General features: G+C 40.9%; 14 protein-coding genes and 1 pseudogene. 13 read left to right on the top strand and 2 right to left on the bottom strand.

The features are described 5' to 3' along the window. The first annotated feature begins 39 nt into the window (after positions 1-39). The 4 genes from PCY08_RS00205 to brnQ all read left to right on the top strand — a co-directional run bounded on the left by PCY08_RS00205 (position 40) and on the right by brnQ (position 2,923). Entirely contained in the window at positions 40-624 is a 585-nt protein-coding gene (locus PCY08_RS00205; RefSeq protein ID WP_301559045.1) for a uracil-DNA glycosylase family protein, read from the top strand. 12 nt (positions 625-636) lie between these two features. Next, positions 637-1,128 (top strand): prolyl-tRNA synthetase associated domain-containing protein, encoded by a 492-nt coding sequence (locus PCY08_RS00210; RefSeq protein WP_301559046.1) that lies wholly within the window; start codon positions 637-639, stop codon positions 1,126-1,128. Between the two features lie 21 nt (positions 1,129-1,149). Continuing rightward, on the top strand, positions 1,150-1,431 hold the full coding sequence (locus tag PCY08_RS00215; RefSeq protein WP_301559047.1) for a rhodanese-like domain-containing protein: 282 nt from the start codon (positions 1,150-1,152) through the stop codon (positions 1,429-1,431). 166 nt (positions 1,432-1,597) lie between these two features. Further along, on the top strand, positions 1,598-2,923 hold the full coding sequence (brnQ, locus tag PCY08_RS00220; protein ID WP_301559048.1) for a branched-chain amino acid transport system II carrier protein: 1,326 nt from the start codon (positions 1,598-1,600) through the stop codon (positions 2,921-2,923). 46 nt (positions 2,924-2,969) lie between these two features. Here the strand turns inward: brnQ and PCY08_RS00225 are convergent, their stop codons facing one another. Beyond that, complete coding sequence (locus tag PCY08_RS00225) at positions 2,970-3,506, bottom strand: DUF1307 domain-containing protein (protein WP_301559049.1); 537 nt, start codon at positions 3,504-3,506, stop codon at positions 2,970-2,972. Positions 3,507-3,639: 133 nt separating this feature from the next. Between PCY08_RS00225 and PCY08_RS00230 the strand changes: the two genes are divergently transcribed. From PCY08_RS00230 to pheT, 6 genes are all read left to right on the top strand, one after another. Then, the gene (locus tag PCY08_RS00230) at positions 3,640-4,677 is read left to right on the top strand and encodes a M42 family metallopeptidase (RefSeq protein ID WP_301559050.1); all 1,038 of its coding nucleotides are present in this window, start codon (positions 3,640-3,642) and stop codon (positions 4,675-4,677) included. 1 nt (position 4,678) lies between these two features. After that, the gene (locus tag PCY08_RS00235; RefSeq protein ID WP_045763571.1) at positions 4,679-5,140 is read left to right on the top strand and encodes an HIT family protein; all 462 of its coding nucleotides are present in this window, start codon (positions 4,679-4,681) and stop codon (positions 5,138-5,140) included. A gap of 11 nt (positions 5,141-5,151) precedes the next feature. Then, on the top strand, positions 5,152-5,868 hold the full coding sequence (ldcB, locus tag PCY08_RS00240) for an LD-carboxypeptidase LdcB/DacB (RefSeq protein WP_301559051.1): 717 nt from the start codon (positions 5,152-5,154) through the stop codon (positions 5,866-5,868). Positions 5,869-6,145: 277 nt separating this feature from the next. Next, positions 6,146-7,192 (top strand): phenylalanine--tRNA ligase subunit alpha, encoded by a 1,047-nt coding sequence (pheS, locus tag PCY08_RS00245; RefSeq protein ID WP_301559052.1) that lies wholly within the window; start codon positions 6,146-6,148, stop codon positions 7,190-7,192. Continuing rightward, positions 7,192-7,701, top strand: a complete 510-nt coding sequence (locus PCY08_RS00250) for a GNAT family N-acetyltransferase (protein ID WP_301559053.1) — start codon at positions 7,192-7,194, stop codon at positions 7,699-7,701. Before pheS ends, PCY08_RS00250 begins: the two co-directional genes overlap by 1 nt. Before the next feature lie 77 nt (positions 7,702-7,778). After that, the gene (pheT, locus tag PCY08_RS00255; RefSeq protein WP_301559054.1) at positions 7,779-10,184 is read left to right on the top strand and encodes a phenylalanine--tRNA ligase subunit beta; all 2,406 of its coding nucleotides are present in this window, start codon (positions 7,779-7,781) and stop codon (positions 10,182-10,184) included. A gap of 119 nt (positions 10,185-10,303) precedes the next feature. Here pheT and PCY08_RS00260 read toward each other — a convergent pair whose 3' ends face one another. Continuing rightward, complete coding sequence (locus tag PCY08_RS00260; protein ID WP_301559055.1) at positions 10,304-11,209, bottom strand: alpha/beta fold hydrolase; 906 nt, start codon at positions 11,207-11,209, stop codon at positions 10,304-10,306. A 327-nt stretch (positions 11,210-11,536) separates the two neighbouring features. Here PCY08_RS00260 and PCY08_RS00265 point away from each other — a divergent pair, with 327 nt between their 5' ends. The 3 genes and pseudogenes from PCY08_RS00265 to PCY08_RS00275 all read left to right on the top strand — a co-directional run. After that, a complete protein-coding gene (locus tag PCY08_RS00265; RefSeq protein ID WP_301559056.1) occupies positions 11,537-12,430 on the top strand; it encodes an ABC transporter ATP-binding protein in 894 nt (297 codons plus the stop codon). Further along, entirely contained in the window at positions 12,427-13,626 is a 1,200-nt protein-coding gene (locus PCY08_RS00270) for an ABC transporter permease (protein ID WP_301559057.1), read from the top strand. Before PCY08_RS00265 ends, PCY08_RS00270 begins: the two co-directional genes overlap by 4 nt. Positions 13,627-13,730: 104 nt before the next feature. Further along, positions 13,731-13,874: pseudogene (locus PCY08_RS00275) on the top strand (aldo/keto reductase family oxidoreductase); the annotation flags it as partial. Between the last annotated feature and the right edge of the window lie 87 nt (positions 13,875-13,961).

The following is a 13,961-nucleotide window of genomic DNA, read 5'->3' on the forward strand; positions in this document are numbered from 1 at the left end:
TCTGAGATTTAATGCTTAGACTTCTTTTTGGAGGAGAAAATGTCTCAAATCGAAAGAATCAAGCAAGCTATCATAGAGGATCCACAGAATGCCAGCTATACTGAGCAAGGCATCGAGCCACTCTTTGCAGCACCAAAAACAGCTCGTATCAATATCATTGGCCAGGCACCTGGTCTCAAAACCCAAGAAGCAGGGCTATACTGGAAGGATAAAAGTGGCGACCGCTTGCGCGAATGGTTGGGTGTGGATGAAGACACCTTTTATAACTCAGGTTACTTTGCAGTCATGCCCATGGATTTCTACTTTCCAGGTCATGGGAAATCGGGTGACCTGCCACCTCGTCCAGGTTTTGCAGAAAAATGGCATCCAAAACTCTTGAAGGAGTTACCAGATATTCAATTAACACTCTTGATTGGGCAGTATGCCCAAGCCTACTATCTACATGAGAAAGTTAGTGGTAAGGTGACAGACCGTGTGCATCGGTTCAAGGATTATTTGCCTGATTATTTCCCTCTGGTGCATCCTTCACCACGCAATCAAATCTGGATGAAAAAAAATCCTTGGTTTGAGGCAGAAGTGGTTCCAGAATTACAAGCATTGGTACAAAAGATTATTCATCAATAAAGGAGAAAAAGGATGGATGCCTATCAACAAGTAGCTAATAAGTTACAAGAGTTGGGGATTACCTATGATGTGGTGGATCATCCACCTGCATTCTCGACAGAGCAGGCAGATAGCTATATTGAAGGCCTGGAAGGGGTTCGGACCAAATCTATGTTTTTGACCAACAAAAAGAAAACCCAGTACTATTTGCTCATCATGGATGACAAGAAACCATTGGATATGGATGACTTTAAAGTTCAAGTGGGAGCTAATCGGATCCGCATGGCCTCATTGGATTCCTTGGCTGAGAAAATGAACCTACCAGCAGGAACAGTATCACCTTTTGGTTTGTTAAATAATGAAGAAAAAGACATTCATGTTTATTTTGATAAGGATATTGTATCAGAGGATGTCATGACCTTCCACCCTAATACAAATGAAAAAACGATTTTTATTAAAACCCAAGACTTGTTTCGATTTTTAGAGTCGATTGGATTTACCTATGAGATAGTAATCTTACCTTAATGCCATTATAAAGGAGAAATGATGAAAGAAATTACTTTTAACGATTTTTACCAACTTTACCAGAATAGCTCACTTTCTGTATTGGATGTGAGAGAAGTAGAGGAATTTGAGGCTCTTCATCTAGAAGGTGCTCATAATTTCCCTCTCAGTCAACTGGCAGATACTTATGAGCAACTAGATAAAACCCATCCTTACTATGTGATCTGTAAATCAGGAATACGTTCCGCACGTGCTTGTCAATTTTTATCAGAACAAGGATATGAGGTTATCAATGTCCAAAGTGGCATGGATGCCTTAGAATAAGAAAAATTTCCTTCGAAACCTTTAAAAAATTGGAAGGATTCGAAGGATCTTTTTTGCATTAAAATTCGGAAAATTGAAAACATTTTAGAATGATTTCCTGACAGCCTTTTCTAGCCTTTAATCATGTTATACTAAGAAAGTATTTTATTTTTAATAAGGAGAGTTTATGGCTAAAAAAGGTGCTTTAACAGGATTACTCCTGTTTGGAATATTTTTTGGAGCAGGTAACTTGATTTTCCCTCCAACTCTGGGCGCACAGTCTGGAGAAAACTTCCTTCCTGCCATTGCAGGATTTGTATTTTCAGGTGTTGGGATTGCCGTCCTAACCTTGATCATTGGGACCCTCAATCCTAAGGGCTATATCTATGAAATTTCTAAGAAAATTTCTCCATGGTTTGCGACGATTTATCTTGCAGTTTTGTACTTGTCGATTGGTCCATTCTTTGCCATTCCACGTACAGCAACAACATCGTTTGAGGTCGGTATTAGTCCCCTTCTAGCTGAAGCAGATAAGGGTTTAGGTTTGATTGTCTTTACCATTCTCTACTTTGTTGCAGCCTATTTAATCGCCCTTAATCCTTCAAAAATCTTGGATCGTATCGGTCGAATCTTGACTCCAGTTTTTGCCATCTTAATTGTTATTCTGGTTATCCTTGGAGCTTTCAAGTATGGTGGGAACGCACCACAAGTAGCGTCAGGAGCTTATCAAGCATCAGCCTTTGGTGCAGGTTTCCTTGAAGGATACAATACACTTGATGCACTTGCTTCTGTTGCTTTCAGTGTTATTGCAGTACAAACCTTGAAACAACTTGGTTTTTCAAACAAGAAAGAGTACATTTCAACCATTTGGGTGGTTGGAATCGTTGTAGCACTTGGATTTAGTGCTCTCTACATCGGTCTAGGTTTCTTGGGCAATCATTTCCCAGTAACAGAAGAAGCAATGAAGAGCGGAACTCCTGGAGTTTATATCTTGTCTCAAGCGACTCAAGAAATCTTTGGTTCGACAGCACAGCTTTTCCTAGCAGTTATGGTAACTGTTACTTGCTTTACAACGACTGTAGGCTTGATTGTATCAACTGCTGAGTTCTTTAACGGACGTTTCCCACAAATCAGCTACAAGGTTTATGCGACTGTCTTTACCTTGATTGGTTTTGCCATTGCAAATCTTGGTTTGAGTGCTATTATTAAGTACTCTGTACCAGTTCTCGTTATTTTGTACCCAATTACGATTGCCATTGTCATGATTGTGATTGTGAACAAGTTTGTTGCTCTTTCAAAACCAGGAATGCAATTAACTGTTGGTATTGTCACAGCCATTGCTATTGCAAGTGTTTTAGGAACTACTTTTAAAGTTGAGGTCCTTGCAAATATCGTGAATGCTCTACCATTTGCGGAGGCTTCTCTGCCATGGTTGGTACCAGCTATTATCGGAATTCTACTTTCTCTTGTTCTTCCAAATAAACAAGAAAGTGAAGCTTTTGAAATGGAATAGAAAAAACTTGGCATCGACCAAGTTTTTTCTATTTAGTCTTAGTTGATTAGTTTTTTTCTGTATAACCAAGGTCTGTTAACATTTTTTTAGAGGCTTTAAAACTTACGTTTTTTCCAACGCCTGAGTATTCTTCTGGTAAAGCTTTTCTAAGTTCGTCAATGCTTGCAACTGAAAGGTCAATCTCAAGATCTTGTACGACTTTACCATCTTTAACTTCGATTGAGAAAGTTACCCCTTTGAGTCCCTTATAGCCTTTGTAGGTTTCTTCAAGAATACTTTTTAAAGCATCTGCAGTATTGTTGAGGACTTCAGGATCAGCGACATTATGAGCGGTTTGTTTGACCACGTTATCACCGTCAACTGTATAAGTTAAGGTTGATACGACACCAGGCTGAGAATCGTTCACAAAGGTCGCAGTTTTTAATTCGGATTTCTTTTCAGTAGTGCTAGATTCAGAAGTTTTTACTTCAGTCGTTTCTGGTGTAGAAGAGCTAGAAGAAGTGGTTGAGGATTGTTTTGAACATCCCAACAAGAATGCCAAAGGCAAGGCTAAGAAAAGTGTCGTTTTGAAATATTTGTTCATATTTCTTCCTTTCATCATAATGCTTTACTTAATTTTACCATAGATTAATTTTAAAATCAAAGTATTTTAAGTTTTTCTTTTTTGCACATACTACGATGGGAAAAGTGATATAATGGTAACAAGAGGTGAAAAAATGAATCAAACAGTAGAATATATCAAAGAACTAACTGCTATTGCGTCACCAACAGGTTTTACGCGTGAAATTACGAATTATTTAGTTGAGACGCTTGAAAAACTAGGTTATCAACCTGTCCGTACTGCTAAAGGTGGGGTGAATGTTACCATTAAAGGTAAAAATGACGAGCAGCAGCGCTATGTGACTGCCCATGTGGATACCTTGGGAGCTATCGTTCGCGCTGTTAAACCAGATGGTCGTCTCAAGATGGATCGTATCGGTGGCTATCCTTGGAACATGATTGAAGGCGAAAACTGTACGGTCCATGTAGCTAGCACAGGTAAAACCGTATCAGGTACGATTTTGATCCACCAAACTTCTTGTCACGTTTACAAAGATGCTGGAACTGCGGAACGTACACAGGACAATATGGAAGTTCGTTTGGATGAAAAAGTGACCAATGAAAAAGAAACACGCGCACTCGGTATCGAGGTTGGTGATTTTATCAGCTTTGACCCACGAACTGTCGTGACTGAGACAGGCTTTATCAAGTCTCGTCATTTGGATGACAAGGTCAGTACAGCTATTCTCCTTAATCTCCTCAAAGTCTACAAAGAAGAAGGGATTGAACTTCCTGTCACTACGCATTTTGCCTTTTCAGTCTTTGAAGAAGTGGGGCATGGTGCTAACTCAAGTATCCCTAGTCAAGTTGTCGAATATCTAGCTGTGGATATGGGAGCAATGGGAGATGATCAGCAGACAGACGAGTACACAGTGTCTATCTGTGTTAAAGATGCTTCTGGTCCTTACCACTATGAATTCCGTCAACACTTAGTAGCTCTCGCAAAAGAGCAAGACATTCCGTTTAAACTAGATATCTATCCATTTTACGGTTCGGATGCTTCTGCAGCCATGTCAGCTGGAGCAGAAGTCAAGCACGCTCTTCTAGGAGCAGGTATTGAGTCAAGTCATTCTTACGAGCGTACTCATATTGATTCTGTTCTTGCTACTGAGCGTATGGTAGATGCTTATCTCAAAAGTGAGTTGGTGGACTGAGATGTGCTTGATTTGTGATCGAATTGAACTCATCAAGTCTGGAGACAATCCCTACTTTGTCAAGGAATTAGAAACAGGATATGTTGTCATTGGTGACCACCAGTATTTTGAAGGTTACACTCTATTCTTAGCCAAGGAACATGTCACAGAACTACATCATCTAGATCCAAGTGTCAGACTTCAATTTTTAGAGGAAATGAGTCTGGTGCAGGAAGCTGTCTCTAAAGCTTTTTCTGCTGAAAAGATGAATATAGAGTTGTTGGGAAATGGAGATGCCCATGTCCACTGGCATATTTTTCCTAGACGAGCTGGTGATATGAAGGGACACGGTCTTAATGGTCGTGGTCCAGTCTGGTGGGTTCCATGGGAAGAAATGATTGCTGAAGAATATCAGGTTAAGGGAAGTAAATTAGAAGACTTGATTGCAAGATTATCTGAGACTTTAAACCAGATGATTAAATGAAAGGATAACAGATGAAAAAAAGATACCTTATCTTATCAGGATTATTAGCCTTGACATTGGCAGCTTGTTCACAAGAAAAATCAGCGACTTCTGACGCAAAAACTTCTTCAGAGCAATCAACTGTACAAGAAGGAACCGCGGGAAGTAAGTCTCAGGAAGCTAGTCAAAAGAAAGCAGAAGTGGTTAACAAAGGAGATCACTACAGCATTCAAGGTAAGTACGATGAGATTGTTGTGGCTAATAAGCATTATCCTATGTCAAAAGATTACAATCCTGGAGAAAATCCTACCGCAAAGGCAGAACTGTTAAAACTCATTGCAGCTATGCAACAAGCAGGCTTCCCAATTAGTGATCACTATAGTGGGTTTAGAAGTTATGAAACTCAAACTCAGCTTTATCAGAACTATGTAAATAAAGATGGCAAGGCTGAAGCTGACCGCTATTCTGCAAGACCTGGTTATAGTGAACACCAAACTGGCTTAGCTTTTGATCTGGTTGGAACAAATGGAGACCTAGTCACTGAAGAAAAGGCAGCCCAATGGCTATTGGACCATGCTGCAGACTATGGCTTTGTCGTTCGTTACCTCAAAGGTAAGGAAAAGGAGACGGGTTATATGGCTGAGGAATGGCACCTTCGCTATGTTGGCAAAGAAGCCAAAGAAATTGCAGCAAGTGGCCTCAGTCTGGAAGAGTATTACGGCTTTGAAGGTGGAGACTATGTTGATTAGTCGCAAAACATCTTGCAAGATTACTTAAAATTTGATAAAATGAATAATAATTAAATAGGAATCTGCAAGACTAGTATCTCAGGGGAAGTATATCAGGGAGGAGAGCCGTGACTGAAAGCTCTCTATATGAAAACTGGGTGAATTCACTTGCCTATGGATTCAGAAATAAAGGTCTGACTTGTCAGATGAAAACGGATGGTACCGCGTGTCAACGCTCCGAGTGGAGTTTTTGACATGTGGTTTTCTTTTTATCTCACGAGTGACTGATGGAGGAATTATGTCAACTATTGAAGAACAATTAAAAGCGCTTCGTGAAGAAACGCTAGCTAGCTTGAAGCAGATTTCTGCTGAAAATGAAAAAGAGATGCAAGATTTGCGTGTCTCAGTCCTTGGTAAAAAAGGATCACTGACTGAAATCCTCAAAGGGATGAAAGATGTATCAGCTGAAATGCGACCAGTTATCGGAAAACACGTAAATGAGGCTCGTGATGTCTTAACAGCCGCTTTTGAAGAAACAGCTAAGCTCTTGGAAGAAAAGAAAGTGGAAGCTCAATTAGCAAGTGAAAGCATCGATGTGACACTTCCAGGTCGTCCAGTTGCGACTGGTCACCGTCACGTTTTGACACAAACTAGTGAAGAAATCGAAGATATCTTTATCGGTATGGGTTACCAAGTCGTGGATGGATTTGAAGTTGAGCAAGACTACTACAACTTCGAACGTATGAACCTTCCAAAAGACCACCCAGCCCGTGATATGCAGGACACTTTCTACATCACAGAAGAAATCTTGCTCCGTACCCACACATCTCCAGTTCAGGCGCGTGCGATGGATGCCCATGATTTTTCTAAAGGTCCTTTGAAGATGATCTCACCAGGACGTGTGTTCCGTCGTGATACAGACGATGCGACCCACAGTCACCAATTCCACCAAATCGAAGGCTTGGTTGTTGGGAAAAACATCTCTATGGCCGATCTTCAAGGAACTCTTCAGTTGATTGTACAAAAAATGTTTGGTGAAGAGCGCCAGATCCGTCTGCGTCCATCTTATTTCCCATTCACAGAGCCATCTGTTGAGGTGGATGTTTCATGCTTCAAGTGTGGAGGAGACGGTTGTAACGTATGTAAGAAAACTGGTTGGATCGAGATTATGGGTGCCGGTATGGTTCACCCACGTGTCCTTGAGATGAGTGGTATCGATGCGACTGTCTACTCTGGCTTTGCCTTTGGTCTTGGTCAAGAGCGTGTTGCTATGCTCCGTTACGGAATCAATGATATCCGTGGTTTCTACCAAGGCGATGTCCGCTTCTCAGAACAGTTTAAATAATGATTAGAAAAGTAGAAAAAGCAGATGTTGGGGTGTTGTCCCAGATTGCCAAACAAACCTTTCGTGAAACATTTGCTCATGATAATACGGAAGAGCAGTTACAGGAATACTTTGAAGAGTCTTATAGTCTGAGAGTTTTGTCAGCTGAGTTGGAAAATCCTGAAACAGCGACCTATTTCATTATGCATGAAGAGGAGATAGCTGGTTTTCTCAAAGTCAACTGGGGAAATGCTCAAACTGAGAAAGAATTAGAGAACGCTTTTGAAATTCAACGCCTCTATGTGCTACAAACATACCAAGGATTTGGACTTGGTAAGCAACTATTTGAATTCGCTTTGGAACTTGCCGAAAACAATGGTTTTTCCTGGGCTTGGCTAGGTGTTTGGGAGCATAATACGAAAGCTCAAGCATTTTATAATCGATATGGTTTTGAAAAATTTAGCCAACATAGTTTTATGGTTGGGCAAAAGGTAGATACGGATTGGTTACTGAAAAAGAAATTAAGGTAAGAAGATGATTCTTCTATATGAAATGATAGGAAAGGAAAAAAACTAGAGTGGCAACGGTCATTCTGGGAAACTAAATTATGTTAGTATCATACAAATGGTTAAAAGAATTGGTGGACATTGATGTACCATCACAAGAGTTGGCTGAAAAAATGTCAACCACAGGGATCGAGGTCGAAGGTGTCGAATCACCTGCTGCTGGTCTCTCAAAAATTGTCGTCGGAGAAGTCTTGTCTTGTGAAGATGTGCCAGAAACTCACCTCCATGTTTGTCAGGTTAACGTTGGCGAAGAAGAAGCCCGTCAAATCGTCTGTGGCGCACCGAATGTGCGTGCAGGCATCAAGGTTATGGTGGCACTTCCGGGAGCTCGTATCGCGGACAACTACAAAATCAAAAAAGGGAAAATCCGTGGTTTAGAGTCACTTGGAATGATCTGTTCCCTTGGTGAATTGGGGATTTCTGATTCAGTTGTACCTAAGGAATTCGCAGATGGTATCCAAATCTTGCCTCAAGATGCTGTTCCAGGGGATGAAGTATTCTCTTACCTAGACTTGGATGATGAAATCATCGAACTTTCTATCACGCCAAACCGTGCAGACGCTCTTTCTATGCGTGGAGTAGCGCACGAAGTAGCAGCTATCTATGACAAGGTAGTCAACTTTAAAGAATTCAGTTTAACAGAAACCAATGAATCTGCAGCAGACGCTCTTTCTGTCAGCATTGACACAGACAAGGCTCCTTACTATGCGGCTCGTATCTTGGATAATGTGACCATCGCACCAAGTCCACAATGGTTGCAAAACCTCCTCATGAACGAGGGCATTCGTCCCATTAACAATGTCGTTGACGTGACCAACTACATCCTACTTTACTTTGGCCAGCCTATGCATGCCTTTGACTTGGATACCTTTGAAAGAAGCGAGATCCGTGTGCGTGAAGCACGTGCTGGTGAAAAATTGGTAACCTTGGACGGTGAAGAGCGTGAGTTGGAAACAAATGACTTAGTGATCACTGTCGCAGACAAACCAGTTGCTCTTGCAGGTGTTATGGGTGGTCAGGCTACAGAAATCTCTGAAAAATCTAGTCGTGTCGTCCTTGAAGCTGCTGTCTTCAATGGCAAATCTATCCGTAAGACTAGTGGTCGCCTCAACCTTCGTTCAGAATCTTCTTCTCGCTTTGAAAAAGGCATCAACGTGGCAACTGTCAATGAAGCCCTTGATGCGGCAGCGAGCATGATTGCAGAGCTTGCAGGTGCAACAGTACGTAAGGGGATCGTTTCAGCAGGTGAGCTCGACACTTCTGATGTGGAAGTTTCTTCAACCCTTGCAGACGTCAACCGTGTTCTCGGTACAGAACTTTCATACGCTGATGTAGAAGATGTCTTCCGTCGCCTTGGCTTCGGTCTTTCTGGAAATGCTGATTCCTTTACTGTGAGCGTTCCTCGTCGTCGTTGGGATATTACCATCGAAGCTGATCTCTTTGAAGAAATCGCACGTATCTATGGCTATGATCGCTTGCCAACTAGTCTTCCAAAAGACGATGGGACAGCAGGTGAATTGACTGCGACACAAAAACTTCGTCGTCAAGTTCGTACCATTGCTGAAGGTGCTGGATTGACAGAAATCATCACTTATGCTCTTACAACTCCTGAAAAAGCGGTTGAATTTACGATTCAGCCAAGTCATTTAACAGAGTTGATGTGGCCAATGACCGTGGACCGTTCAGTTCTCCGTCAAAATATGGTTTCAGGTATTTTGGATACAGTTGCCTACAACGTAGCACGTAAGAATAAAAACTTGGCTCTTTATGAGATTGGAAAAGTCTTCGAGCAAACTGGTAATCCAAAAGAAGAATTGCCAAATGAAATTAACAGCTTTGCCTTTGCCTTGACAGGCTTGGTCGCTGAAAAAGACTTCCAAACTACAGCCGTTCCGGTTGACTTCTTCTATGCCAAGGGAATCTTGGAAGCCCTCTTTGCTCGCTTGGATCTTGAAGTGACCTATACAGCAACATCTGAAATCGCTAGTCTCCACCCAGGACGTACAGCCTTGATTTCACTTGGTGACCAAGTAGTCGGTTTCCTCGGTCAAGTACACCCTGTTACAGCCAAGGCTTACGATATTCCAGAAACTTATGTAGCAGAGTTCAACCTTTCAGCTATTGAGACAGCTCTTCAACCAGCCGCTCCATTTGTGGAAATCACCAAATTCCCAGCGGTGAGCCGTGATATCGCCCTTCTCCTCAAGGCAGAAGTCACTCACCAAGAAGTTGTAGATGCTATCCAGGCTGCAGGCGTGAAACGATTGACAGATATCAAACTCTTTGACGTTTTCTCAGGCGAAAAATTGGGACTAGGTATGAAGTCAATGGCTTACAGCTTGACCTTCCAAAATCCAGAAGATAGCTTGACTGACGAAGAAGTCGCACGCTACATGGAAAAAATCCAAGCATCACTCGAAGAAAAAGTGAATGCAGAAGTGCGTTAAAAATTTTCAATCCATCCCTAGGGATGGATTTTTTAGTAGAAAAAATCATCAAGCTTTAGCCTGATGATTGAATCAAATTGACGGGGAAACAACTCCTTTTTAATACTGTTACAAGATAATCAGACATCGGTATTTTTTGTCATCCAATCAGCTATGAAGTGATAGGTATCGTTTCGATTATTCTCGTTTAGAATTTCGTGACGAGCCTCTTCAACTAATTGAAGGCTTACTTTCGAATGTGAAACCTTTAGGAGTTTTACAAATCTTTCTATACCTTTACCATTTTCGCCTAGAGGATCTTCTTGTCCTGAAATCACGAGAATTGGGAGTTGGGTTGGAATCTCATCGATCACTTGTTTACTCGCTACTTGGTTAGAGAAGTAAAAAATGGCTCTGTACATGGGAATAGTAGGTATGAATTGACAGAATGGATCCTTCAGATAAGCATGATTGGATTCTTCATTTTTTGAGAGCCAATCGACAGATGTTTTAGGATTTTTAATAGTTCGATTAAAGCTATCAGTTGATAGATAAGTCAAGAGTTTACTACGGTATTTATTCCCTTTTATAAGTCGGATGCATTCTGTTAGTATGAGAGCGAACCGAGTCAGAAACTGAGGTTGTTGACCAGTCGCCATGATAATCAAGGCATTGATAGGTGGTTTTCGCTTAGCTACATAATAGCGACACATAAGAGACCCCATAGAATGCCCTAGAAGGACTATTGGAAGTTCTGGATAGCTTTCTTGAATAAAAGAGGTCACTCTTTCAATATCATCGATGAGTTCCTCGGGAGATTCAGGAAAGACTCCTAGCTGACTTGGATTTTGAGCAGTATAACCATGGCCGATATGGTCATGGCCGATAACAGTAAAGCCTTCGTTATTCATGGCTAGAGCAAATTCTTCATATCGTTCTACGTATTCTACCATGCCATGTACAAGCTGAAGAATGGCTTTTGGCTGTTCAGCTTCCCAAATGATTAAGTTATTGTTGTTTGGCTTGAGTTTAAGTCTTTTTTTCATATCAGTTTCCTTGCCGATGATAATCGATAGTCTATCAAAAATATACCATAAAATAGCACGATAAGCTAGGCAGAATGATGAAGTTTAGTAGTAACAATTCAGGACTAAAAATGGACATTTGAGGACATAGTCAACGGATTTATCAAGAGATGAGTATAATAAATTTATCACTTAAAACCTGGAGGACTAAAATGCTTGGTGATAAGCTAATAAAGTTCCTATCCAGAAAATATCCTTCTTGAAATCAAGATTTAAAAATGTACATAAATCATTGTAAATGCTATCAAAAAGGAGTATAATGAGTGCAATAAATTTCGGAGGTGGATGATGCTCGAAGTAAGAAATCTAGAGAAAAGTTTTGGGCCTAAGCAAGTTTTGTATGGTATTGACTTTCAAGCAAGACCAGGGCGTATTTTAGGGCTGGTTGGTAAAAATGGAGCTGGGAAAACAACTATTTTTCACAGTATTTTGAAATTTTTAGACTATCAAGGGGAGATTGAGCTTGATGGTCAAGACATTCGTCAGGAGACCTATGCTCGCATTGGTTATCTCCCTGAAGAACGCAGTCTTATGCCTAAATTGACAGTCCTTGAACAAGTTCGTTACTTGGCTACCCTAAAAGGCATGGACACCAAGGAAATCAAAGAAAAACTCCCTCAATGGATGGAAAAACTGGAAGTCAAGGGGAAACTGACGGACAAAATTAAGAGTCTCTCAAAAGGAAATCAACAGAAGATTCAGTTGATTATCACTTTGATTCATGAACCAGATTTGATTATCCTAGATGAGCCTTTTAGTGGCTTGGATCCAGTTAATACCGAACTTCTTAAGCGGGTTATCTTGAAAGAAAAAGAACGCGGCGCGACCATTATCTTTTCTGACCATGTCATGACCAATGTCGAAGAACTTTGTGATGATATCCTCATGATTCGTGATGGGTGTGTGGTCTTGCATGGACCGGTTCAAGAGGTCCGAAATCAATATGGCAAAACACGACTTTTTGTTTCTAGTGACCGAAGCAAGGAAGAACTGGAGAGTCTTCCTCATGTCAAACAGGTTAGCTTGACCAAGCAAGGTAGTTGGAAGTTGATTTTAGATGATGAAAGTGCAGGTAGAGAACTCTTCCCAATATTGACTCAAGGTCAATATATCGCGACTTTTGATCAACAAGCTCCAACAATCGATGAAATCTTTAAATTAGAATCAGGGGTGGAAGTATGAGAAATATGTGGGTTGTAATCAAAGAAACCTATCTAAGACATGTCAAGTCGTGGAGTTTCTTCTTTATGGTGATTTCGCCTTTCCTCTTTTTAGGTCTATCTGGAGGAATTGGTGTTCTCCAAGGTTCTTCCTTGGCTCAAAATAGTAAGGTAGCAGTAGTTAGTGCCGTTCCTCTTGTTACAGAAGAACTTAAATCGACCAATGGTCTTAACTTTGACTATAAGGATGAAGCGAGTGCCCAAGCCGCTATCAAGGATGAGAAAATAAAAGGTTATCTAACCATCGACCAGGAGAACAGTGTCCTCAAGGCAGTCTATCATGGTGAAACTTCACTAGAGAGTGGCATTAAGTTAGCAGTGACCGCTAAGTTGAATGAACTCCAATCCCAACTCAACCGTTCAGAAGCAAATTTGTCTCAGGAACAGGAAAAACGCTTGGCTCAAACAATTCAATTCACAGAACAGATTGATGAAGCCAAGGAAAATAAAAAGATGGTCCAAACCTTTGCGGCTGCAGGACTAGGTTTCTTCCTATATATGATTTTGATTACTTATGCTAGTGTCACTGCTCAAGAAGTAGCCAGCGAGAAAGGAACCAAAATCATGGAAGTGGTCTTCTCAAGCATTCGTGCTAGCCATTATTTCTACGCCCGCATGATTGCCTTACTTCTAGTCATTTTGACTCATATTGGTATTTATGTTGTAGGTGGTCTTGGAGCTATTTTCTTCTTTAAGGATATGCCTATCTTGGCAAATTCAGGTATTCTAAATCACTTGGGAGAAGCCTTTTCGATCAATACCTTGTTGTTTGTCTTGGTTAGTCTCTTTATGTATGTAGTCTTGGCTGCCTTCTTAGGTTCTATGGTTTCTCGACCAGAAGATTCTGGTAAGGCCTTATCGCCTTTGATGCTTTTGATTATGGTAGGTTTCATTGGGGTAACAGTATTAGGAACTTCTGGTGATAATTTGATCTTGAAAATCGGTTCTTACATCCCATTCGTTTCAACCTTCTTTATGCCATTCAGAGCTATCAATGGTTACGCAAATGGACTAGAAGCATGGATTTCGCTTGCTATAACGGTTATTTTTGCAGTAACTGCAACAGCTTTTATCGGACGTATGTATGCTAGTTTGGTTCTTCAAACGGATGATTTGGGGATCTGGAAAACCTTTAAACGAGCTTTGAGCTATCGTTAAAAGAGATACCTTCAGTAGATGCTGGAGGTGTTTTTGCTTTGCGAAATCATTGCCGTGTGGTCTTCTTTACCTTACAATGAAAGAAGTATGAAAAGGAGGAGGACATGAACTATATTGATGTTGCTGAAAATGAGTGTTTATTAATAATTGTCCTTGGGATGATGCTGATCAGTCAGATGAGTGAAGATGAGGTGGGGGTGGCCTTGTCGATTGGTATCAAAACCTTTGACCTAGCGGATATCTATGGCTAGTGTGAGGTCCTGCTGGGTAAAGTTTTCAAGCACCGTTCGAATCTTCGGGACTAGATTTAGTAGACCAGACGTTACTTATATCAG

The organism is Streptococcus sp. SO4 (genome assembly GCF_030440055.1).
GTDB classification, from domain to species: Bacteria; Bacillota; Bacilli; order Lactobacillales; family Streptococcaceae; genus Streptococcus; species Streptococcus nidrosiense.

Coding starts and splice junctions, on each gene's coding strand:
- PCY08_RS00205 (WP_301559045.1), top strand. CDS start 40: ATGTCTCAAATCGAAAGAATCAAGCAAGCTATCATAGAGGATCCACAG.
- PCY08_RS00210 (WP_301559046.1), top strand. CDS start 637: ATGGATGCCTATCAACAAGTAGCTAATAAGTTACAAGAGTTGGGGATT.
- PCY08_RS00215 (WP_301559047.1), top strand. CDS start 1,150: ATGAAAGAAATTACTTTTAACGATTTTTACCAACTTTACCAGAATAGC.
- brnQ (WP_301559048.1), top strand. CDS start 1,598: ATGGCTAAAAAAGGTGCTTTAACAGGATTACTCCTGTTTGGAATATTT.
- PCY08_RS00225 (WP_301559049.1), bottom strand. CDS start 3,506: ATGAACAAATATTTCAAAACGACACTTTTCTTAGCCTTGCCTTTGGCA.
- PCY08_RS00230 (WP_301559050.1), top strand. CDS start 3,640: ATGAATCAAACAGTAGAATATATCAAAGAACTAACTGCTATTGCGTCA.
- PCY08_RS00235 (WP_045763571.1), top strand. CDS start 4,679: ATGTGCTTGATTTGTGATCGAATTGAACTCATCAAGTCTGGAGACAAT.
- ldcB (WP_301559051.1), top strand. CDS start 5,152: ATGAAAAAAAGATACCTTATCTTATCAGGATTATTAGCCTTGACATTG.
- pheS (WP_301559052.1), top strand. CDS start 6,146: ATGTCAACTATTGAAGAACAATTAAAAGCGCTTCGTGAAGAAACGCTA.
- PCY08_RS00250 (WP_301559053.1), top strand. CDS start 7,192: ATGATTAGAAAAGTAGAAAAAGCAGATGTTGGGGTGTTGTCCCAGATT.
- pheT (WP_301559054.1), top strand. CDS start 7,779: ATGTTAGTATCATACAAATGGTTAAAAGAATTGGTGGACATTGATGTA.
- PCY08_RS00260 (WP_301559055.1), bottom strand. CDS start 11,209: ATGAAAAAAAGACTTAAACTCAAGCCAAACAACAATAACTTAATCATT.
- PCY08_RS00265 (WP_301559056.1), top strand. CDS start 11,537: ATGCTCGAAGTAAGAAATCTAGAGAAAAGTTTTGGGCCTAAGCAAGTT.
- PCY08_RS00270 (WP_301559057.1), top strand. CDS start 12,427: ATGAGAAATATGTGGGTTGTAATCAAAGAAACCTATCTAAGACATGTC.